Below are 21,384 nucleotides of genomic sequence, written 5' to 3' on the forward strand. Positions count from 1 at the left end.
TACCATCCAGTAACCGAATGTTCTTCATGTAATGATCCCGTCCGATGGCCCCCGTCCACAGAGGATCGCCATGACCGGTCACACCACCGCCCGCCGGCTGCTCGCCGGCACCACGGCCGCCGCCGTCGCCGCCCTCCTCGTCGCCGCCCCGACCACCCCCACCGCAGCCAGCACCCCGACCGAGAGCACCCTCGCGACGAACGTCGCCAACGCCTTCGCCGCCAACGACTACTGCCTCGGGGAATGCTCGGAGATCCTGCCACCGGGTCAGAACGGCAACGCCACCCTCGTCGAGATCCTGGGCAACCAGGCTCTCGGCACCCTGCCCCGGCACTCCGCCGACCAGCTCGACAGGTACGCCGACCTCGTCTACGGCTACGCCGGGCTGCGCGAGGACCAGATCGACACCTTCTTCAACGACGCCTCCTTCGGCGTCGCGCCCAGCCAGGTCGAACGCGACTACTCACCCCGCTCGGACGTCCGCATCCTGCGGGACCGGGCCACCGGCGTCCCGCACATCACCGGCACCACCCGCGCCGGCACCATGTTCGGCGCCGGCTACGCCGGGGCCGAGGACCGGCTGTTCACCATGGATCTGCTGCGGCACGTCGGGCGGGGAACGCTGACCCCGTTCGCGGGCGGCGCCCCGGGCAACCGGGCGCTGGAGCAGAGCGTCTGGCGGACCTCCCCGTACACCGAGGCCGACCTGGAGGCGCAGGTGACGGCACTGCGGCAGAAGGGCGGCGGACGCGGTGAGCAGCTCTACACCGACGTGCAGGAGTACATCGCCGGGATCAACGCCTACATCCGTACCTGCATGGCCAACCGCAACTGCCCCGGCGAGTACGTGCTCACCGGGCACCTGGACGCGATCACCAACGCCGGTGGGCCCGAGCCGTTCGTGATGACCGACCTGGTCGCCATCGCCGGCGTGGTCGGTGGCCTGTTCGGCGGCGGGGGCGGCACCGAGATGCAGTCCGCGCTGGTCCGCATCGCCGCCCGGGCCAAGTTCGGCCCGGTCGAGGGCGACCGGGTGTGGAACGGCTTCCGGGGCCAGAACGACCCGGAGACCGTGCTGACCCTGCACGACGGGCAGAGCTTCCCGTACGGCGACGCCTCCCCCGACGCGCCCAGCGTGGTGCTGCCGGACGCCGGCTCGGCCCGGGTCGAACCGGTCTTCACCGACCCGACCGGCTCCGCGACCGCCGCCGCGACCTCGAACAGCGGCTCCGAGTTGGCCGCCGCGCTGTCCGGGCTGACCATCGACCCGGCGCACCGGGGCATGTCGAACGCGGCGGTGATCTCGGCCGAGCACTCCACCAGCGGGCACCCGGTGGCGGTGTTCGGGCCGCAGACCGGCTACTTCTCGCCCCAACTGCTGATGGTCCAGGAGTTGCAGGGGCCGGGCATCAGCGCCCGAGGCGCCGCCTTCGCCGGGCTGAACCTGTACGTCCTGCTCGGCCGGGGCCAGGACTACGCCTGGAGCGCCACCTCCTCCGTGCACGACATCACCGACACCTACGCGCTGCCGCTCTGCGTACCCGGCGGTGGCACGCCGACGCTGGGCAGCAACCACTACCTGTTCCGGGGGCAGTGCCTGGCGATGGAGGAGTTGTCGCACGTCAACCGGTGGAGCCCGACCGTCGCCGACGGCACCGCGGCCGGGTCGTACAAGCTGGTCGCCTGGCGTACCAAGCTCGGCCTGGTGGCGTGGCGGGGCACCGTTGGCGGGGTGCCGCACGCCTTCACCCACCTGCGGTCCACCTACGGTCGGGAGGCCGACTCCGCGATCGGCTTCCAGATGTACAACGACCCGACCCAGATGGGCTCCGCGGCGGCCTTCCGCGCCTCGGCGAACAACGTCGAGTACGCGTTCAACTGGTTCTACGTCAACTCCACCGAGTCGGCGTACTTCAACTCCGGACTGAACCCGCTACGGGCGTCCGGCAGCAATCCGAGCCTGCCGATGAAGGCCGAACGGGCGTACGAGTGGCAGGACTTCGACCCGGAGACCGGCACCGCCCGGTACGCGCCGGCGTCGGCCCACCCGCAGTCGGTGAACCAGGACTACTACGTCAGCTGGAACAACAAGCAGGCCAAGGACTTCGGTGCCGCCGACGGCAACTTCAGCTTCGGTGCCGTACACCGTGGTGACCTGCTGGACAAGCCGGTGCAGGCGGCGCTCGCGGCGGGCCGCACCTTCGACCGGGCCTCGCTGACCGAGCTGGTGCAGCGGGCCGGGCTGACCGATCTGCGCGGCGCCGAAGTGCTCGGCGAGCTGATCCGGGTACTGGAGAGCCAACCGGTCACCGACACCGCCCTGGCCAGCGAGATCGCGCGGCTGAAGGCGTGGCGGCAGGCCGGCGCGCTGCGGGTGGAGACGGCCGAGGGCAGCAAGGTCTACCAGCACGCCGAGGCGATCCGGACCCTCGACGCCTGGTGGCCGCTGCTGGTCCGGGGCATGTTCCGGGAACCGCTCGGCGCGCAGCTGTACCAGTCCCTGGTCAACACCCTCCAGGTCAACGAGTCACCCTCCGGCCACCAGCAGGGCGACGTGTCGAACCTGCCGTCGTCGGCGAACAGCGCCCAGACCCACAAGGGCTCGGCGTTCCAGTACGGGTGGTGGGGTTGGGTCGACAAGGATCTGCGGGCCGTGCTGGGTGACCCGGTGGCCGGTGGGCCTGGGCGTACCTTCTGCGGCGACGGCGACCTCGCCGGCTGCCGGCAGATCCTGCTGGACACCCTGCGGACGGCGGCGACGACGCCGGCCACGCAGACCTATCCGGGTGACTCGACGTGCGCCGCCGGTGACCAGTGGTGCGCCGACGCCATCGTCCAGTCACCGCTGGGCGGCATCAAACACGCCACCATCTCCTGGCAGAACCGTCCCACCTATCAGCAGGTGGTCTCGTTCCCCGCCCGCCGTGGCGACGACCTGACCAACCTGGCCGCCGGCCGCCCGGTCGCCGCGTCCAGCAGTCAACTCTTCAACGGTGCCGGCCGCGCCGTCGACGGCGACCTGGGCACCCGGTGGGCCAGTTCCTGGTCGGACAACCAGTGGCTGCGGGTGGACCTCGGATCCGTACGACAGGTCGGTCGGGTGGTCCTGGCCTGGGAGGCGGCCTACGCCCGGTCGTACCGGGTGGAGGTCTCCGCCGACGGCGCCACCTGGCGGCCGGCCTGGTCGACCACCGCCGGGAACGGCGGAACCGACGTGGTCACCTTCGCCCCGCAGCAGGCCCGGTACGTGCGGATGTACGGGCTGACCCGGGGCACCTCCTACGGCTTCTCGCTGTGGGAGATGTCGGTCTACGCCCAGTGACGCCGACGGTCGCGGCCGGGACGGCACCGTCCCGGCCGCGACCGCCCTTCGGCCGGCTCAGGCCAGCGCGATCTGGTCGCCGTCGACCTTGATGTTCTTGGCCGGCAGCGGCGCGGTCGCCGGGCCGGCCGTGACGGAACCGTCCTCGATGGAGAACTTGCTGCCGTGGCAGGTGCAGTTGATGGTGCCGCCGTCGACGTTCGACACCGGGCAGCCCTGATGGGTGCAGACCGGATCGAAACCCTTGAAGTCACCTGCGGTGGGCTGAGTGATCACCACACCCTGGGCGGCGAAGACCGCGCCGCCGCCGACCGGGATGTCGGTCGTCCGGGCCAGTGACTGGGCACCCTCACGATCCCCGCCGCCAGCGTCGCCGGTGTTGGTGACCTGCGGTCCAGGACTCGGTGCCGCGCCGCCGTCGTCGTCCTCACCGCCGCAGGCGGCCAACACCACCGCCGCGCCGACCGCCCCCGCGCCCGTGAGCACGGCCCGGCGGGTACGCACTCCAGGCCCGGCCGGCACCTGATCGTCGCTCATGCCAGCGCTGCCCTGCGGCTCGCTCATGCCTCGCCCCTCCGTCGGTCATTCCCGGTGCATGATGTGTCGCTACTCTCCCTGCACGCACCACTCTGCCCGGCGGTTCACCCGATCGGCCACCCGGGCACGCCGTTCGCCGGCAGCCGCCCGCTGGTCGGCTTGCCGCCGGCCGGATCGGCCCGTCAGCGCGCGGCGGCGGTGGCCTTGCGGCCGCCGCGGGCCCGGCCACCGTTGGCCTTCGCCGCCCGGGCGGTGGCCGCCACGGCGCCCTTCGCCGTGCCGTCGAGCTTGAGGACGGTACGCAGGAACTGCCCGGTGTGGCTCTCGACGACCTCGGCGACCTCCTCCGGGCTGCCGGTGGCGAGCACGGTGCCGCCCCGGTGGCCGCCCTCCGGGCCCATGTCGATCAACCAGTCGGCACTCTTGATCACGTCCAGGTTGTGCTCGATCGTGATCACCGTGTTGCCCTTGTCGACCAGGCCCTCCAGCACCAGCAGCAGCTTGCGGATGTCCTCGAAGTGCAGACCGGTGGTCGGCTCGTCGAGCACGTAGACCGTCCGCCCGGTCGAGCGCTTCTGCAACTCCGAGGCGAGCTTGACCCGCTGCGCCTCACCGCCGGAGAGGGTCGGCGCGGGCTGCCCCAGCCGTACGTAGCCCAGACCCACGTCGACGAGCGTCTTGAGGTGCCGGTGGATGGCCGGGATGGCGGAGAAGAACTCGGCCGCCTCCTCGATCGGCATCTCCAGCACGTCGGAGACGGTCTTGCCCTTGTAGTGCACCTCAAGGGTCTCCCGGTTGTACCGGGCGCCCTTGCAGACCTCGCACGGCACGTACACGTCGGGCAGGAAGTTCATCTCGATCTTGATCGTGCCATCGCCGGAGCACGCCTCGCAGCGGCCGCCCTTGACGTTGAAGGAGAACCGTCCGGGGCCGTACCCCCGGACCTTGGCCTCGGTGGTCTCGGCGAACAGCTTGCGCACGTGGTCCCAGACGCCGGTGTAGGTGGCCGGGTTGGAGCGCGGGGTACGGCCGATCGGCGACTGGTCGACGCCGACGACCTTGTCGACGTGTTCCAGGCCGGAGACCCGGGTGTGCCGGCCGGGCACCAGCCGGGCACCGTTGATCTGGTTGGCCAGCACCGCGTAGAGGATGTCGTTGACCAGCGTCGACTTGCCCGAGCCGCTGACGCCCGTGACGGCGATCAGCTGACCGAGCGGGAAGCTCACGGTCAGGTTGCGCAGGTTGTGCTCGCGGGCCCCGTGCACCACCAGCTCCCGCCCGGGGGTCTGCGGGCGGCGTCCCTTGGGTGTCGGGATCTCCCGCCGACCGGAGAGGTACGCCCCGGTCAGCGACTCGGGATTCTCCAGCAGCGCCGGCACCGAGCCGCTGTGCACGATCCGACCGCCGTGCTCCCCCGCGCCGGGACCGATGTCGACGATCCAGTCGGCGGTGCGGATGGTGTCCTCATCGTGCTCGACCACGATCAGCGTGTTGCCCAGGCCGCGCAGCCGCACCAGCGTCTCGATCAGCCGGTGGTTGTCCCGCTGGTGCAGGCCGATCGACGGCTCGTCGAGCACGTAGAGCACCCCGACCAGCCCGGATCCGATCTGGGTGGCCAACCGGATGCGCTGCGCCTCACCGCCGGAGAGGGTGCCGGCCGGGCGGTCCAGGGAGAGGTAGTCCAGCCCGACGTCGAGCAGGAACCGCAGCCGGGCGTTGATCTCCTTGAGCACCCGCTCGGCGATCAACTTCTGCCGGTCGGTCAGCTCGATGCCGGCCAGCAGGTCGGCGCACTCACCGACCGACAGGTTGCACACCTCGGCGATGCTGCGCCCAGCCAGGGTGACCGCGAGCACCTCGGGCTTGAGCCGCGCACCGCCGCAGGCGGCGCACGGCACGTCGCGCATGTAGCCCTCGTACTTCTCCCGCGACCACTCGCTCTCGGTGTCGGAGTGCCGGCGCTCGATCCACTGCACCACCCCCTCGAAGCCGGTGTAGTACGAGCGCTCCCGGCCGTACTTGTTGCGGTAGCGCACGTGCACCTGGTCGTCGGAGCCGTGCAGGATCGTCTTCTGCGCCCGCGACGGCAACGCCCGCCACGGGGTGTCGACGTCGAAGTGCTCGGCCTCGCCGAGCGCCTCCAGCAGCCGCAGGAAGTACTCCAGGTTGTGCCCGGTCGCCCAGGGCTGGATCGCACCCTCGCGCAGGCTGCGCTCCGGGTCGGGGACGACCAGCTCCGGGTCGACCTCCTTCTTGGTGCCGAGTCCGGTGCACTCCGGGCAGGCGCCGTAGGGCGCGTTGAAGGAGAAGACCCGGGGTTCCAGGTCCTCGATCGCGAGGGGGTGGTCGTTGGGGCAGGCCAGGTGCTCGGAATAGCGCCGCTCCCGGTCGGGGTCGTCCTCGGCCAGATCGACGAAGTCGAGCAGGACCAGACCACCGGAGAGGCCCAGGGCCGCCTCGACCGAGTCGGTCAGCCGCTGCTTGGCGCTGGGCTTCACGCTGAGCCGGTCGATCACCACCTCGATGGTGTGCTTCTCCTGCTTCTTCAGCTTCGGCGGGTCGGTGAGCTGGTGCACCACACCGTCGACCCGGGCCCGCGCGTACCCCTTTGCCTGGAGTTCGGCGAACAGGTCGACGTACTCGCCCTTGCGCCCCCGCACCACCGGGGCGAGCACCATGAACCGGGTGCCCTCGGCCATCGCGAGGACCCGGTCGACGATCTGCTGGGGGCTCTGCTTGGAGATCCGCTCGCCGCAGACCGGGCAGTGCGGTTCGCCGACGCGGGCGAAGAGCAACCGCAGGTAGTCGTAGACCTCGGTGATCGTGCCGACGGTGGAGCGGGGGTTGCGGGAGGTGGACTTCTGGTCGATGGAGACGGCCGGGCTCAGGCCCTCGATGAAGTCGACGTCCGGCTTGTCCATCTGGCCGAGGAACTGCCGGGCGTACGACGACAGCGACTCGACGTAGCGTCGCTGCCCCTCGGCGAAGATCGTGTCGAAGGCCAGGCTCGACTTACCCGACCCGGACAGCCCGGTGAACACGATCAGGGCGTCCCGGGGCAGGTCGAGGCTGACGTCACGCAGGTTGTGCTCGCGCGCGCCACGAATGATCAAACGGTCGGCCACGGTCCGTGTACTCCCGGGTGAGAATGAAGAGGAAGATCTGTCCGCTTTTGAGGTGACCCCAGCGGTTGTGTCAGCGCGGAGAGTGCGCCCCGGCAACTGTAGACCCGACCCCCGACAACTTCCCCCACCCACACATCCCACCCCTCCCCACCTCACCCGCTCCCCCGGCCCAACTGCGCGCCGATCATGCAGTTGTGGCCCGCAACAAAGCAGTCAAATCGCCCGTACCGACGACCACAACTGCATGATCGCGGGATACACGGGTGGGGTGGGGTGGGGCTGTTAGTGGGGGTGGGGGGTGCGGCGGGTGGCGCGGGACACACGGGTGGGGCGGGTGGAGCGGCGACGGGTCTCGTGGACGACCTCCCGTTGCAGCCGGCGCCAGCTCTCGTAGCGGCGGGCGGTCAGCGCGCCGGCCTCCAGCGCCGCCCGCACCGCGCAGCCGGGTTCGGCCTCGTGCCCGCAGTCGCCGTAGCGGCAGCCGGCGGCCAGGTCGGCGATGTCGGCGAAGGCGCGGTCGAGCCCGGTGGCACCGTCGAGCAGGCCGACGGCCCGGACCCCGGGCGTGTCCACCACGGCGCCGCCGCCCGGCAGCGGGACCAGTGCCCGCCAGGCGGTGGTGTGCCGACCCTTGCCGTCGACCCGACGGATCGCCTGCGTCGGCATCACCACCGCCGAGACGAGCGCGTTGACCAGGCTGGACTTGCCAGCGCCGGAGGGTCCAAGCAGCCCGAGGGTGCGGCCGGGGCCGACCTCGGCGCGCAGCGCCGCCAGTCCGGTGCCGTGCTCGGCGCTGACCGGCAGCACCGGCACGCCCGGGGCCAGGGCCGCCAGTTGACGCGCCACCGCCGCCGGATCGGCCGCCAGGTCGGTCTTGGTCAGCACCACCAACGGTCGGGCGCCGGACTCGTGGACCAGGGAGAGCAGCCGCTCGATTCGGGCGGCGTCCGGTGCCGGGTGCACCGGCTCCACCACGGCGGCCACGTCCAGGTTGGCGGCCAGCAGTTGACCGCTGGCGTCCTTACCGGCGGTGCGCCGGATCAACGCGGTACGCCGCGGCAGCACCACCTCCACCGTCACCCGCCCATCGGGCCAGGCGCACAGCAGCACCCAGTCGCCGACCCCGGGCAGCCGGGTCGCGTCGCGTACGGCCGCCGCCAGCACGGCCCCGCCGGTGGAGGCGCGCACCGGCCCGTTCTCGGTGAGCACGGTGCAGACGCCGCGGTCGACCCGGGCCACCCGGCCGGGGCGCTGATCGGTGCGGATACGCCGCAGATGGGCCGCCCGGTCGGTGTCCCAGCCCAGGGCGGTCAGCGAGATGGTCATGGCTCCTCGTTCAGTGTCGGTGCGGGTGATACACGGGTGCGGTGACCGGCATGACCACCACCTCCTCCGCTCCGGCGCCGCGCACGAACCTGGTCGACCTCCCTCGGTGGTGACCGGGCCGCGAGGCAGCAGACGAGGCGTCCGCGTCGGGTGACCCGGTCGAGGGGGTCGCTGGCACAGACGGTAGGTCGGGCCACGCCACGCCGGAAGTGAATTCCCCGGCGACGCGGGTGGGCGCGGGCCGCTAGGGTCAGCAGCGTGACGATGGATCCGTTGCTGCTGACCGGCGACGTGGACGAGGCCACGGCTCGCCTGTTGCGCACGGCGGCCAGCTTCGACGCCGCCGATCTCGCCGCGCCGTCTCTGCTGCCCGGCTGGACCCGAGGGCACGTGATCGCCCATGTCTGCCGCAATGCCGACGGCTTCGTCAACCTGCTCACCTCGGCCCGAACCGGCGAACCGATCCCGATGTACGCCAGCGCCGCCGCCCGGACCGCCGACATCGAGGCGGGGGCCGCGCGTACGCCGGAGGAGCAGCTGGACGACCTGCGGCGCAGCGCGGACCGGTTCACCGAGGCCGTGGCCGCGATGCCGGTGCCGGCATGGGGTGCCACCGTCGAGGCCCGGCACGGCTCGCAGCCGGCGGCCCTGCTCGTCTGGGGTCGGCTGCGGGAGCTGGAGATCCACCACGTCGACCTGGCGGCCGGCTACCGGCCCACGGACTGGTCACCGGACTTCGGTCACCGGCTGTTGCACGAGGTGACCAGCGGCTTCGCCGACCGGGGCGACGTACCAGCGATGGTGCTCCGCTTCGACGGCAGCAGTCACGAACTGGTGCTCGGCGACCGGGCAGCGGCGCCGGTCGTCGCCGGTTCGGCGGCCGAACTCGCCGCGTGGTTGACCGGCCGCGACCCCGGCGCCACGCTGACCGTCACCCCCGACGGGCAGCTGCCCCACCCGCCCGAATGGATCTAGGGAGCCATGGCCTACAGCGGAGAAGTCACCCCCGGCGGCCCGCCGGGGGTACGCGAACTCGACCGGCTGACCATCACCAAGGTGTCGGTCGGCCCGATGGACAACAACGCGTACCTGCTGCGCTGCGGCGGCACCGGTGAACAGGTGCTGATCGACGCCGCGAACGAGGCGCCCCGCCTGCTGGAGCTGATCGGCGACGCGGGGCTCACCGCCGTGGTGACCACCCATCAGCACATGGACCACTGGGTGGGCCTGGAAGAGGTGGTGGCCAAGACCGGCGCCCGTGCGCTGGTGCACGCCGACGACGCCGACGGGCTGCCGATCGAGGCGCAGACCCTCACCGAGGGCGACGTCGTGCCGGTCGGCGACTGCGCCCTGGAGGTCATCCACCTGCGGGGGCACACCCCGGGTTCGGTGGCGCTGCTCTACCGCGACCCCGGTGGCGTGCCGCACCTCTTCACCGGGGACAGTCTCTTCCCTGGTGGAGTGGGTAACACCGACCGGGATCCGCAGCGGTTCGCCGCCCTCATCGACGACGTCGAGCACAAGCTGTTCGACCGGCTGCCCGACGAGACCTGGTTCTACCCCGGGCACGGTCGGGACTCGACGCTCGGCGCGGAACGCCCCCAACTGGCCGAGTGGCGCGCCCGCGGCTGGTGACAGCCGCGCTGGTCAGGGAGCGATGCGCAGCCGTCGGATCTGGTTGTCGTCGTAGTCCTCAAAGCGGTACCGCAGGCCGGCGAAGGGGCTGCCGGGAAAGTCACCGGTGATGGTGGCGGTGACCACGGTCCCTTCCGGCGTCTGCGTCACGTCGGTGATCTCGTACGACACCAGCGGCACCTCCCGCCGCCAGGCCCGGATCGCGGCGATGCCCTCGTGGGTCCTGCCCTCGTCCTCGACAACAGCGTCGGGGGCGAAGAGCGCGAAGTAGGCGTCGCTGTCGGCTTCGCCGGCGAGCGCGAAGTAACGACGGATCAGTGGCGGTGCGGCATTCATGGCAGGGTCCTCCCCGAAGGGCGTCACTCAGGTGCGGCTGGACGCTGCTGATCCTGCCCGACGGGTGCGACAGCCACCCCCGGTTCGATCAGACCCGAGGTTGTCGTCGAGCTCCGGGACCGGCCGGTTCAGCGGGTGACCGCGCGCAACCGCCGGCGGGTGCCGAGCAGCACCAGGGCCGCCAGCAGCAGTCCGCCCAGCATGGTGACCAGTAGCGGACTCGCTCCGGCGGGCAGGAGCCCGGCCAGCATCCGCGACGCCGTACCCACCACCAGGTAGAGACCGGCCCATCCGGCCGCGCCGAGCGCCGCGAACCCGAGAAACCGTCGGTACGACATGTGCAGCCCGCCCGCGGCCAGGGGCAGCAGGGCGTTGAACACCGGCAGGAAGGGCGCGATCAGCACCAGCCGACCGCCGTCGCGGCGCAGGATGGTCTCCGCTGCCACCCACCGCGGCTCGCCGACCCAACCGCCGAAGCGGCTGCGCCGCAGCCGGTCGCCCCACCGCCGGCCGACGAGGAAGCTCAGCGACCAACCGGTGAGACAGCCGGTGACGACGGCGACGAAGGTCGCCAACCCGGTGGCGGGGCTGCCGACCGCCACGGCGGCGAGCACCGCCACGTCACCGGGCACGAGGACGCCGAACAGCGGCACCGCGTCGAAGAGCATGACCACCCCGAGCACCGCCATCAGCACCACTACGGGAAGCTCACCGACCTGGGCCAACTGGTCCGCCATGCCTCGTACGCTAAGACCTGCTCGCCACCGTGGACATCGGGTTTCCTCCCCATCCTCCGGGTGGCGCCCCTGAGGGTGATCCCTGATCGCGCCGGTCGCGTCGGAGCCCATCCGCCGCAACGCCTGAGGCGCTTCGCCCGGCAAATCCGCTATTCACCGGTTACTGTCGGGAAGGTATTGGGCGATCACCGGCGCGCAAGCCAGCGGTCGCCCGCATGGAACAGGGAGAGAGTACGCATGGCAACCGGCACCGTGAAGTGGTTCAACTCCGAAAAGGGCTTCGGCTTCATCGAGCAGGACGGCGGAGGGCCTGACGTCTTCGTCCACTACTCGGCCATCCAGTCCGGCGGTTACCGCGAACTGACCGAAGGCCAGAAGGTCGAGTTCGACGTGACCCAGGGGCAGAAGGGCCCGCAGGCGGACAACGTCCGTCCGCTCTGACTCGTACGGTCCGGCGGGGCTGATCGCACGGCGGCGGGTGGCGGCCGGTACTGGCCGCCACCCGTCGGAGCGTCGCCTCAGGCCGCCAGTCGGCGGCTCAACTCGCTGACGACCTGTTGCGCGACCGTGGGCGGGATCGCCGCCGCGATCTCCTGCGGGGTGAGACCGGCCAGCACTCCGGTGACGATCGCCTGCTCGTCGGTGAAGTCCCGGTTCATCAGCGAGTCCACCGTGTTCTGTAGTGCGGTGAGTTGCGCGCCGATGGTGCGCAGTGTCGGGTGGGAGACCCGGAAGTCGGGATCTTTGTGATCCTCGCCCATCGCCATCCGGGTGTAGGTCTGCCCGACCGGGTTGCGTCCGTCCAGGACGGTGAGGTTGCGGTGGACCGTCTTGAGCCAGTTGTGTTCCTCGGGTGTCATGTCGTTCTCCCCCTCCTCGGAGTTCAGCAGTCCGATGGCGGTCAGGTAGCGGCGGAACAGCGGCCGCTGGTCGCGGTTCGCCTTGATCGAGTCCCGGAAGAAACTGAAATGGGTGTGCCACAGGTGGGACCGGTCGCCGGTGCTGCGGCGACCGAGCCGGTCCCAGCGCCGGACCACCTTGCCGTCGGGCGAGTAGATGATCTCGCGGATGTCGCGGGTGTCCGGGGCGTTGGCGACGCACTGCGCCACGCACCAGGCCGAGAACGTGAACAGGTTGTGGGTACGGCCGTTGGAACTGAGCTGGAACGTCCCGACGTCCAGGGCGGCGGCGTCGAGGGTCAGGCCGTTGCGGTCGCGGGGCGACTCGACCACCGAGTAGTCGTTGGTGACGACCCGGTCCGACCCGCAGTGGTAGCCCCCTCGGTGGTTGGCGTCGCCGACGATGCCGACCTCGTTGGGTTCGAGGTCGGCGTCGCGACTGCGGTCGGGGTCACGGTTGAGATGCTCAAGCAGCAGACTACGAACGGCGAGCAGATTTGCCGGGGCCCGCGTCATGGATCCCCCTTCGCATAATCGTTGGGGACCAGGCGCGACGGTGACACCGCGTACGCGGTGGAGAGGCTCACCGGCGGCCCGGCCAATCAGGTGCACGGCGCCGGGCGTATCACCACGATAGCTCGGGTTGTAAGAGAATGCCCAGCTCAGAGGCGCTTTGATTCAGCTTGGAGAAGGCTGAGAGGCAGAGTGGACGACCGGTAGGACCACTGCGGACGGATGATCTGGGTCGTGCAGGATCTCCCGGAATCCACCACGGAGTGTGACAGCCGCGCCGAGCGGTTCGCCGGTGCCGGGGTTACGCGCGTAGCGGGGATGGGCCCCGCCGGAGACCTGCAGCCGCAGTCGGTGCCCCGCGGCGAAGCGGTGGGCGGTGGGCCACATCTCGACCGGCACCACGACGGCGCCGGTGTCGTCAGCGGGGAACCGCTGCGGGTCGAGCCGGACCAGACCGTCGCAGATGTTCCACGACCGTCCCCGACCATCCACGTCGCACAGTCGCACGAAAACGTCCAGGTGGGTCAGCTCGCTGCGCAGGTGGATCTCGGCGCGCACCGGCCCGATCACCTCGAGTCCGGCGGCCAACGGCTCGCTGGTCCAGGTCAACACGTCGGGCCGGGCCTCGACCGGGCGGTTGTCGAACGGTCCGGCCCGCTGAGCCACCAGCAGTGGACCACCCAGCGACGGTGTCGGGTCGGCCGGGTCGTACCAGAATCCGTCCGGCGGTGACGGCACCGGGTCCGACGGGCTCAGGGCCGCCCCCGGGTGCAGGTGCCACCGCACGACGTCGGCGGGTGGCGGCCAGTCGGGCAGGTCACGCCAGCCCCCGCCGGCACCACCGACGTGCACCCGCACCGGAGCGTCGGGCGGATCGGCGACCTCGCCGGCCCGATCGTCGGACAGGTGGGTGCCGAGCCAGCGCAGACCCTCGCGCAGAGCGGCGACGAACAGCCCGGGGCTGCCGTGCGTCCACGGCCCGACCACCAGGCGTGGACGGGCACCGGTGGCCCGCAGCGCCGTGTAGTCGCGCAGTTGGGCCGGCAGGAAGATGTCGTGCCAGCCGCTGACCATCGCCACCGGGGAGCTGACCAGGTGCAGTCGGTCGTCGAAAACCCGACTGCGCCAGTAGTCGGCCTGTGGGGTGTGGTGCCGCAGCCATTCCTGGAAGAACGGCACGGTCACCCCGGTGGCGACCCGGTCCGCCTCGATCAACGGAAGGTGGGACAGGGCGGCGGTCAGCTTCGGCTGGCCGCGCTTGAGTTCCCACTGGCGGGCCAGCCACGGCACGGTCTGCGCCTGGAGCAGCTCGGCCCAGGTCAGCACCGTGTCCAGGGCGAACGACTCGCCCGCGTACGTGGAGTCACGGGTGGTGGAGGCGGTGGCGACCGCGACCATCGCGCGCAGCTGCGGGCCCGCGTCCGCCGCGAGCGCCCACTGCACGAATCCCTGGTAGCTGGCGCCGAACATGCCGAACGCGCCGATCCACCACGACTGCCGACGCAGCCAGTCGAGCGTGTCCAGGCCGTCGTCGCGCTCGTGCACGAACGGCTCGAACTCGCCGCCGGAGCCGCCCGTGCCCCGGCAGGACTGGATGACCACGTGGAATCCCTGCTCGGCGGCGAGTCGGCAGAGCAGCCGCATCGGTCCGGCCCGACCGTACGGGGTGCGGATCAGCACGGTGGGCGCGGCGGGCAGGTCGGGAGCGTAGTGGTCGGTGCGCAGAATCACTCCGTCGCGTACCCGCAGCGCGATGTCCCGGGTGACGGTGACCCGTCGGGTCCGCGCCGGTGGCAGTCGCAGGGCGGCAGCGGCGAGTCCGGCCGCCAGACGATCAAGCACGACTCACTCCGACCGGCGTCGGTGCGGCTCGGTCCGGGCGGCACGGACCTCGTCCCGGTGCTCCCGCAGTGAGGCTCCCATCGCCGTCATGAACCGGTACACCACTTCCAGTTCGTCGTCACGGAAGCCGGCCATCACCCGGTCGGTGCGCTCGCCCAGCGGCCGGAAGAAGCCCATCGCCAGTTCGGCGCCGCGTTCGGCGTAGCGCAGCAGCACCTTGCGTCGGTCCGTGGTGTCCCGGTCCCGGCGCAGATGCCCGGCGCGTTCCAGCCGGTCGATCAGGGCGGTGACCGAGCCGGAGGAGAGCCCGAGATGCTCGCCGAGCCGGCCCGGCGTGATCGGGTCGCCGAGCAGCTCGGCGTCCATCACGGCGATCAGCGCCTGCAGGTCGGTGGCGTTGAGGCCGTGCTGGCCGGCGAAGGCGTGCCCGACGTGCTGCGCGTCCACGCCGTAGCGCCGCAGCTCGGCCGTGATCTCGGCGATCAACACGTCCCGGCGCGTGTCGCGCCTGCGGTACATACCGTGAGCTGCCACGTCCCGCCGCTTCCTCCCGACGTCCCGGGTTCGCAGCATAGCCGAGAGAGACCCTCGTCTCGTTTGCCGAGATTCTCCACGTCCGAGCTGTTGCAGCATCTCTCTTGATAGGCGAAAATCTCGTCTGTCTAGATACTTTTGCCTGGGGGTCTTGATGTCCGTGTTCACCCGCGTGGCAGGCGGTCGGCTGAACGCCTGGTTCACCATCCTCGCGGCGCTCGCCGTGGGCGCGGCCGTCTTCTGGTTGCCGACCCCCGACAACCCGGCACCCGTCTCCGCCACCGGCCTGTCCGACCGCTGGCAATCCACCCAGGTCGAGCGGTTGCAGGACGAACTGCCGGCCAGCGACGTCCAGCCGGCCATCGTCGTGGTCACCCGGGACGACCGCGCGCCGTTGACCGACGCCGACCGCACCGCCGTCACCACCGGCACCGGCGCCCTCGGCGGGTTCACCGTCGGCGGTCAGGTCGCGCCGCCGCAACTCTCCCCTGACGGCACCGTCGCCCTGGTTGCCGTGCCGTTGAGCACCGAGGGTGGTCAGGAAGCGGTGGCCGCCACCGTCGCCGACGTCCGCGAAGCGCTGAGGGCGCTGCCGGCCGAACTGACCGTCGAGGTGACCGGCCCGCCGGCCTTCACCGCCGACCTCACCAAGGTCTTCGAGGGCGCCGACACCACCCTGCTCGCCGTCACCGCCGCCGTGGTCGCGCTGCTGCTGCTCGTCACCTACCGCAGCCCGCTGCTGTGGATGGTGCCCCTGGCCGTCGTGGCCGCCACCGAACAGGTCGCCCTGCGGGCCCTCGACACGGTGATCCCCGCCGTCGGCATCAACTTCGCCGGCGGCGCCGTCTCCGGCATCGCCAGCGTCCTCGTCTTCGGCGCCGCCACCAACTACGCCCTGCTGTTGATCGCCCGCTACCGGGAGGAACTGCGCCGCGAGGCGGACCGCTTCGCCGCCATGCGCGCCGCGCTGCGCCGCACCGCCGAACCGATCCTCGCCAGCGGCGGCACCGTCATGCTCGGGGTGCTCACCCTGCTGCTCAGCGAGCGGGAACTCAACCGTGCCCTCGCCGTCGCCTGCGCCACCGGCATCCTCCTGGCCATGGCATCGGCTCTGCTCGTGCTGCCGGCCGCGCTGGTGCTGCTCGGGCGGCGCCTGTTCTGGCCGTTCGTACCGCACGTCGGCAGCGAAGGTCGGGAAGGCCGGGTCTGGGGCCGGCTCGGCACCGCGGTGATCCGCCGACCGGTGCCCGTCGCGGCCCTGGCCACGCTGCTGCTGGTCGCGCTCGCCCTGGGCGGCCTCGGCCTGCGGACCGGGCTGTCGGAGACCGAGCAGTTCCGGGTAAAGCCCGAAGCGGTGGCCGGGGCAGAGACCCTTGCCCGCGCCTTCCCCGCCGGCACGACCCAGCCGGTCGCGGTGATGACCCGACCCGACGCCGTCCCGGCGGTCACCGCGGCCGCCGCCGAGGTGCCCGGGGTCGCCTCCGCCCGTCCCGGCACCGCCGGCCCCACCGTCGCCCAGGTCGATGTGGTCCTCGAGGCCGAGCCGGGCACCACCGCCTCCGACCGGACGCTGGAGGCCCTGCGGGACGCGGTCGCCGCCGTACCCGACTCCGCGCCGCCCGCCCCAACAGGCGGCGACACCCCGGCCGGCGCCATCGTCGGCGGCAGCGTGGCTGGCACGTACGACGCGTCGGCGGCCGACGCCGAGGACCTACGCGTCATCCTGCCGCTGATCCTGCTGCTGGTCGGTGCCGTGCTGGTCCTGCTGCTACGCGGCCTGCTCGCCCCGGTGCTGCTCGTGGTCACCGTCGTCGCGTCGTACTTCGCCAGCCTCGGCGGTGCCTGGCTGCTCTTCGACCACGTGCTCGGTTTCCCCGCGCTGGACACCACCGTGCCGCTGTTGGCGTTCGTCTTCCTGGTGGCGCTCGGCGTGGACTACAACATCTTCCTGGTCACCCGTGCCCGCGAGGACGCCCGCACCGCCGGCACCCGCGAGGGCATGCTCTCCGCGCTGCGAGTGACCGGCGGCGTGATCACCAGCGCCGGCATCCTGCTCGCCGCCGTCTTCGCCGTCCTCGGCGTGCTACCGCTGATCACCCTGACCCAGATCGGAATCATCGTCTGCCTCGGTGTGCTGCTGGACACCCTGCTGGTCCGCACAGTCGTCGTCCCGGCCCTGGCGTTCCTGCTCGGGGAACGCTTCTGGTGGCCCGGCCGGGTCACCGCCGATCAGAACCCGAGGCAGACGCACTCCGTCATCAACGCCCGGACGTTGCGCACGTAGTTCGGGTTGGCAATGTCCAGTGGCTTCCCGTCGGGGGCCACCCTCCCGTGCCCGTAGTTGTACGCGGCGATGACCGCGTTCAACAGGCACGAATCCAACTCTGAGGTGCACAGATCGGCGTCGAGCCGGTAGTCGGCGTCGAAGTACCTGTCGCCGATGTCCTTGGTCAGCCAGGCCAGGTAGGTGCCGCCGAGGTAGGCGTTGTCCCGGTAGTCCCAGACGTCGTAGCTCTGCCCGAAACGCTGGTTCATCCAGGACGCGGTGTCCGGCATCACCTGCATCAGGCCGATGCCCTCGTCGCAGGCCACGATGTTGGACTGCCAGCCGCTCTCCTGCCACGCCGTCGCCTTGATCAGATTCAGCGGGACGCGGATGCTCGGCGCCGACGTCGGCCAGTACGTGCGCCCGGCCGCGTCGGTCAACGCCGCCTTGACCTGCGCACGGCTGGCCTGATCACCCTTGTAGCTGGGCTTGCAGTCGCTTGCGGGCGGCTTCGGCGGATCCGGCGGCACCTCCGTCTCCGTCGGCGGCTTCGGCACCGCCCGGGGGGGCGGTGGCCGTGGCTCGCTTCGGCTTCGGGCTCCGCTTCGCCGCCGACGGTGACGCGCTGGCGCTGGGCGTGGTCTTCGGCGCGGCGCCCATCGCCTCCACCGCCGACGGTGTCGCCGACGCGTCCTCCGGTGCCGTAGAGCCGGTGGAAGCCCCCGAGGCGTCCGGCAACTCATCCGGGAGCGCCACCGGGGCCGGCACATCCGCCGCCGGAGTGTCCACCTTGGCACACCCACCGCCGGTCAGCAGCAGCATCGCGGCGACCACCGCGACACCCCACCGTGCGACGTTGCGTCCCATGTCGACCTCCTCCGGCCATGACGAACCCGCCGCACACTAACAGCTACCGCCCGTCGCGCGTGGCCCCGTGACCGCCGCCGGGATCCCGGCACCGGCCTCACCCGATGGCGGACCTACCGCCCGTCACCGCACGGTCCCGGGTGGCCCAGGCGACCATGAACACCGCCGTCCAGGCGGCACCGAGCAGCACCGCGCCGACCGTGCCGCTGGCCGTGCTCAACCCCAGATACAGCCGGGCGCCGCCGATGGTGACCACACCGGCCGCCGCCACGGTCCACGCGGCCACCGCCACCGGCCATCGAGCGCCCCGCGACAACAGCCACGCCAGCGTGCACAGGCTCGCCGTCACCACCACGCTCTGCGTGGAGAACAGCACCACCCGCCCACCGGCGGCCAAATCCGCCACGGCCGCCAGCACCACCAGCGGCACGAAGGCACCGACCGTGCCGACCACACTGAGCAGGTCCGCCCGCCAGGGCCGCTGCCGCCAGGCCTGGATCAGGGCGACCACCGCCACCATCACGATCAGCGACGAGCCACGCAGCAGCGACACCGCCGCCTGGGTCGCCTCCACCGCATCGGGCGTACGCCGCGCCGCGAACCAGCTCGCGATCGCCCCGTCGACAAGAGCCAACCCACTGTGCCGGACCACCACCCGCAGGACCCAGGCGATCACCAACGCCACCACGAACAGCAGCACCACCCCGACGGCCAGGTTCGCCAGCAACGCCCAGGCCGGCCCAAGACGCAGGCTCAGCAGGAAGAACAGCAGCCCGTAGCGGGCCGACAACCACCGCAGCGGCGGCAACCGGGCCGCCCGGGTCAGCAACGCCCGGGCCGGATCGGGGTTTCGGCCCAGCCAGCGACCGGCCAGCACCACCGCGACCAGCGCCGCCACCAGCACCAGCACCGCTCCGGTGGCCCGACCCAGCAGCCGGGAGACCGTCTCGTACGACTCCCCGGCCAGATGCCCGACGAGCACCGAGGCACCCACCCAGGTGCTCACCCCGGCGAAGTTCCACGGCGCGAACCGGCGGTACGGCATACCGGCCGCACCGGCCAGCCGGGGCACCAGGGTGCGGGCGAACGCCACCCAACGGGCGGTCAGCACACCTCGCCCACCCATCCGGTCGAGCATCGCGTCGGCGCGGGCCCACCGCTCCGGCCCCACCCGGGCACCCCACCTGCTGGCCCGCAGCCGAGGCCCGTAACGCCGGCCGGCGCGGAACGCCAACGCGTCCCCCAGCGCGGCGGCGGCGATCATCACCAGCAACGCCGGTCCGAACCGCAACGTGCCGGTGTACGTGAGAAAGCCCACCAGCAGCAGGGTCGCCTCACCGGGCGCGACCAGCCCGATGATCAGTGCCGTCTCGGCGGCCACGATCAGCGCCGCCACCACGTAGATCAGCCACGGCGGCAGGCTCTGCACCGAACTGAGCAGATCGTGCACGGCGCCCCCGGATCACCTCGGCAGAACTGCCCTGCAAGTGTGACAGTGCCCTCCGTCACCGCGCGGCCCCACTCTCCGGTGACCCCGACGCCACGCGGCTACCGCGCAGGCGGGAGGATGGAGCTCATGCAGCTTCGCACGGACCTCCGCAACGTCGCCATCATCGCCCACGTCGACCACGGCAAGACCACCCTGGTCGACGCCATGCTGCGGCAGGCCGGCGCCTACGGCGCCCGGGGCGAGGTGACCGAGCGGGTGATGGACTCGATGGACCTGGAACGGGAAAAGGGCATCACCATCCTGGCCAAGAACACCGGCGTGCGCTACCTGCCCGCCGACGGCTCGGACCCGGTCACCATCAACATCATCGACACCCCCGGGCACGCCGACTTCGGCGGCGAGGTCGAGCGTGGCCTGACCATGGTCGACGGGGTGGTGCTCCTGGTCGACGCCAGCGAAGGGCCGCTGCCGCAGACCCGGTTCGTGCTCCGCAAGGCCCTCAAGGCCCGGATGCCGATCATCCTCGTGATCAACAAGGTGGACCGCCCGGACGCCCGGATCAAAGAGGTCGTCGACGACACCTACGAACTCTTCCTCGACCTGGACGCCGACGAGGAGCAGATCGACTTCCCGATCGTCTACGCCTGCGCCCGCGACGGCATCGCCTCGCTGACCCAGCCCGCCGACGGTTCGGTGCCGGACGACAGCCACAGCCTGGAGCCGCTGTTCCGCACGCTGCTGGACACCATCCCACCGCCCGCCTACGACGAGAGCGCCCCGCTGCAGGCGCACGTCACCAACCTGGACGCCTCCCCGTTCCTCGGCCGCCTCGCGCTGTGCCGGGTGCGGCAGGGCACCATCGCCAAGGGCCAGTCGGTGGCCTGGTGCCGCACCGACGGCAGCACCCAGCGGGTCCGCATCTCCGAGCTGCTGATGACCGAGGGGCTGGAGCGCAAGCCCGCGGACAGTGCCGGCCCCGGCGACATCATCGCGGTCGCCGGCATCCCCGAGATCATGATCGGCGAGACCCTCGCCGACGCCGAGAACCCGGTCCCGCTGCCGCTGATCACCGTCGACGAGCCGGCGATCTCGATGACCATCGGCACCAACAACTCGCCCCTGGTCGGCCGGGTCAAGGGCGCCAAGGTGACCGCCCGGATGGTCAAGGACCGCCTGGACAAGGAACTCGTCGGCAACGTGTCGCTGCGGGTGCTGCCCACCGAGCGACCGGACGCCTGGGAGGTGCAGGGCCGGGGCGAGCTGGCCCTGGCCATCCTGGTGGAGCAGATGCGCCGTGAGTCCTACGAGCTGACCGTGGGCAAGCCCCAGGTGGTCACCCGGGAGATCGACGGGCGCACCTGCGAACCGGTGGAACGGCTCACCATCGACGCGCCCGACGAGTACCTCGGCGCGATCACCCAGCTGCTGGCCACCCGCAAGGGTCGGATGGAGCAGCTGGTCAACCACGGCACCGGCTGGATCCGGATGGAGTGGCTGGTACCGGCGCGCGGTCTGATCGGCTTCCGTACCGAGTTCCTCACCGAGACCCGGGGCACCGGCATCCTGCACCACGTCTTCGAGTCGTACGAGCCGTGGTTCGGCGAGCTGCGGACCCGCAACAACGGCTCGCTGGTCGCCGACCGCTCCGGCGCCGCCACCGCGTTCGCCATGATGAACCTTCAGGAGCGCGGCACGCTCTTCGTCGAGCCCGGCACCGAGGTGTACGAGGGCATGATCGTCGGGGAGAACTCCCGCTCCGACGACATGGACGTCAACATCACCAAGGAGAAGAAGCTCACCAACATGCGCTCCTCCACCTCGGAGGAGACCGAGAAGCTGATCCCGCCGCGCAAGCTCTCGCTGGAACAGGCACTGGAGTTCTGCCGCGAGGACGAGTGCGTCGAGGTGACCCCGGCCGCCGTCCGCATCCGCAAGGTCGTACTCGACCAGACCCAGCGGGCCCGCACCGCCGCCCGCCGCAAGCACGCCGGCTGA

Annotated in this window: 15 protein-coding genes and 1 pseudogene; 6 read left to right on the forward strand and 10 right to left on the reverse strand. The window is 71.4% G+C overall.

Going from position 1 to position 21,384, the window contains the following annotated elements; translation table 11 throughout:
- Positions 1–70: 70 nt before the first annotated feature.
- Entirely contained in the window at positions 71–3,322 is a 3,252-nt protein-coding gene (locus KBX50_RS19040; protein WP_210938506.1) for a penicillin acylase family protein, read from the forward strand.
- Between the two features lie 57 nt (positions 3,323–3,379).
- Here the strand turns inward: KBX50_RS19040 and KBX50_RS19045 are convergent, their stop codons facing one another.
- From KBX50_RS19045 to rsgA, 3 genes are all read right to left on the reverse strand, one after another.
- Complete coding sequence (locus tag KBX50_RS19045) at positions 3,380–3,859, reverse strand: Rieske (2Fe-2S) protein (protein WP_210938539.1); 480 nt, start codon at positions 3,857–3,859, stop codon at positions 3,380–3,382.
- A gap of 182 nt (positions 3,860–4,041) precedes the next feature.
- Positions 4,042–6,984, reverse strand: coding sequence for an excinuclease ABC subunit UvrA (uvrA, locus tag KBX50_RS19050; protein WP_210938508.1), 2,943 nt, complete (start codon positions 6,982–6,984; stop codon positions 4,042–4,044).
- A 282-nt stretch (positions 6,985–7,266) separates the two neighbouring features.
- Positions 7,267–8,310, reverse strand: a complete 1,044-nt coding sequence (gene rsgA, locus KBX50_RS19055; protein WP_210938510.1) for a ribosome small subunit-dependent GTPase A — start codon at positions 8,308–8,310, stop codon at positions 7,267–7,269.
- Positions 8,311–8,568: 258 nt separating this feature from the next.
- On the opposite strand from rsgA, the gene KBX50_RS19060 reads away from it, so the two are divergent.
- Both KBX50_RS19060 and KBX50_RS19065 read left to right on the forward strand, forming a co-directional pair.
- Positions 8,569–9,285, forward strand: a complete 717-nt coding sequence (locus KBX50_RS19060; protein ID WP_210938513.1) for a maleylpyruvate isomerase family mycothiol-dependent enzyme — start codon at positions 8,569–8,571, stop codon at positions 9,283–9,285.
- Positions 9,286–9,291: 6 nt separating this feature from the next.
- Positions 9,292–9,945, forward strand: a complete 654-nt coding sequence (locus tag KBX50_RS19065) for an MBL fold metallo-hydrolase (RefSeq protein ID WP_210938514.1) — start codon at positions 9,292–9,294, stop codon at positions 9,943–9,945.
- 12 nt (positions 9,946–9,957) lie between these two features.
- Here the strand turns inward: KBX50_RS19065 and KBX50_RS19070 are convergent, their stop codons facing one another.
- Both KBX50_RS19070 and KBX50_RS19075 read right to left on the reverse strand, forming a co-directional pair.
- Positions 9,958–10,281, reverse strand: a complete 324-nt coding sequence (locus tag KBX50_RS19070) for a nuclear transport factor 2 family protein (protein ID WP_210938516.1) — start codon at positions 10,279–10,281, stop codon at positions 9,958–9,960.
- A gap of 128 nt (positions 10,282–10,409) precedes the next feature.
- Positions 10,410–11,018, reverse strand: a complete 609-nt coding sequence (locus KBX50_RS19075; RefSeq protein WP_210938518.1) for a DedA family protein — start codon at positions 11,016–11,018, stop codon at positions 10,410–10,412.
- A gap of 237 nt (positions 11,019–11,255) precedes the next feature.
- Between KBX50_RS19075 and KBX50_RS19080 the strand changes: the two genes are divergently transcribed.
- Positions 11,256–11,459 carry a cold-shock protein gene (locus KBX50_RS19080; RefSeq protein ID WP_093401468.1) on the forward strand — a complete coding sequence of 68 codons (204 nt, stop codon included), beginning with the start codon at positions 11,256–11,258 and terminating at the stop codon, positions 11,457–11,459.
- A 77-nt stretch (positions 11,460–11,536) separates the two neighbouring features.
- On the opposite strand, the gene KBX50_RS19085 is transcribed toward KBX50_RS19080, so the two are convergent.
- The 3 genes from KBX50_RS19085 to KBX50_RS19095 form a co-directional block, all read right to left on the reverse strand.
- Positions 11,537–12,433, reverse strand: a complete 897-nt coding sequence (locus KBX50_RS19085; RefSeq protein WP_210938519.1) for a hypothetical protein — start codon at positions 12,431–12,433, stop codon at positions 11,537–11,539.
- 162 nt (positions 12,434–12,595) lie between these two features.
- A complete protein-coding gene (locus tag KBX50_RS19090; RefSeq protein WP_210938520.1) occupies positions 12,596–14,272 on the reverse strand; it encodes a CocE/NonD family hydrolase in 1,677 nt (558 codons plus the stop codon).
- Between the two features lie 3 nt (positions 14,273–14,275).
- On the reverse strand, positions 14,276–14,791 hold the full coding sequence (locus tag KBX50_RS19095) for a MarR family winged helix-turn-helix transcriptional regulator (RefSeq protein WP_210938540.1): 516 nt from the start codon (positions 14,789–14,791) through the stop codon (positions 14,276–14,278).
- Positions 14,792–14,960: 169 nt separating this feature from the next.
- Between KBX50_RS19095 and KBX50_RS19100 the strand changes: the two genes are divergently transcribed.
- A complete protein-coding gene (locus tag KBX50_RS19100; protein ID WP_210938521.1) occupies positions 14,961–17,090 on the forward strand; it encodes an efflux RND transporter permease subunit in 2,130 nt (709 codons plus the stop codon).
- Here KBX50_RS19100 and KBX50_RS19105 read toward each other — a convergent pair.
- Positions 17,036–17,939: pseudogene (locus tag KBX50_RS19105) on the reverse strand (transglycosylase SLT domain-containing protein). The gene KBX50_RS19100 and the pseudogene KBX50_RS19105 sit on opposite strands and share 55 nt — an antisense overlap.
- Positions 17,940–18,036: 97 nt before the next feature.
- Complete coding sequence (locus tag KBX50_RS19110) at positions 18,037–19,389, reverse strand: DedA family protein (RefSeq protein ID WP_210938522.1); 1,353 nt, start codon at positions 19,387–19,389, stop codon at positions 18,037–18,039.
- Between the two features lie 126 nt (positions 19,390–19,515).
- Between KBX50_RS19110 and typA the strand changes: the two genes are divergently transcribed.
- Positions 19,516–21,384: a translational GTPase TypA gene (gene typA, locus KBX50_RS19115; RefSeq protein ID WP_210938523.1), complete on the forward strand. Its 1,869-nt coding sequence runs from the start codon at positions 19,516–19,518 to the stop codon at positions 21,382–21,384.

The sequence above is a fragment of the Micromonospora sp. C51 genome (assembly GCF_018070435.1).
Lineage (GTDB): Bacteria > Actinomycetota > Actinomycetes > Mycobacteriales > Micromonosporaceae > Micromonospora > Micromonospora sediminimaris.

Bases quoted from the DNA above. Each gene is read 5' to 3' on its own strand.
- KBX50_RS19075 (WP_210938518.1), bottom strand. From the start codon at position 11,018: ATGGCGGACCAGTTGGCCCAGGTCGGTGAGCTTCCCGTAGTGGTGCTG.
- KBX50_RS19065 (WP_210938514.1), top strand. From the start codon at position 9,292: ATGGCCTACAGCGGAGAAGTCACCCCCGGCGGCCCGCCGGGGGTACGC.
- KBX50_RS19095 (WP_210938540.1), bottom strand. From the start codon at position 14,791: ATGTACCGCAGGCGCGACACGCGCCGGGACGTGTTGATCGCCGAGATC.
- KBX50_RS19085 (WP_210938519.1), bottom strand. From the start codon at position 12,433: ATGACGCGGGCCCCGGCAAATCTGCTCGCCGTTCGTAGTCTGCTGCTT.
- KBX50_RS19070 (WP_210938516.1), bottom strand. From the start codon at position 10,281: ATGAATGCCGCACCGCCACTGATCCGTCGTTACTTCGCGCTCGCCGGC.
- typA (WP_210938523.1), top strand. From the start codon at position 19,516: ATGCAGCTTCGCACGGACCTCCGCAACGTCGCCATCATCGCCCACGTC.
- rsgA (WP_210938510.1), bottom strand. From the start codon at position 8,310: ATGACCATCTCGCTGACCGCCCTGGGCTGGGACACCGACCGGGCGGCC.
- KBX50_RS19100 (WP_210938521.1), top strand. From the start codon at position 14,961: ATGTCCGTGTTCACCCGCGTGGCAGGCGGTCGGCTGAACGCCTGGTTC.
- KBX50_RS19045 (WP_210938539.1), bottom strand. From the start codon at position 3,859: ATGAGCGACGATCAGGTGCCGGCCGGGCCTGGAGTGCGTACCCGCCGG.
- KBX50_RS19080 (WP_093401468.1), top strand. From the start codon at position 11,256: ATGGCAACCGGCACCGTGAAGTGGTTCAACTCCGAAAAGGGCTTCGGC.
- KBX50_RS19040 (WP_210938506.1), top strand. From the start codon at position 71: ATGACCGGTCACACCACCGCCCGCCGGCTGCTCGCCGGCACCACGGCC.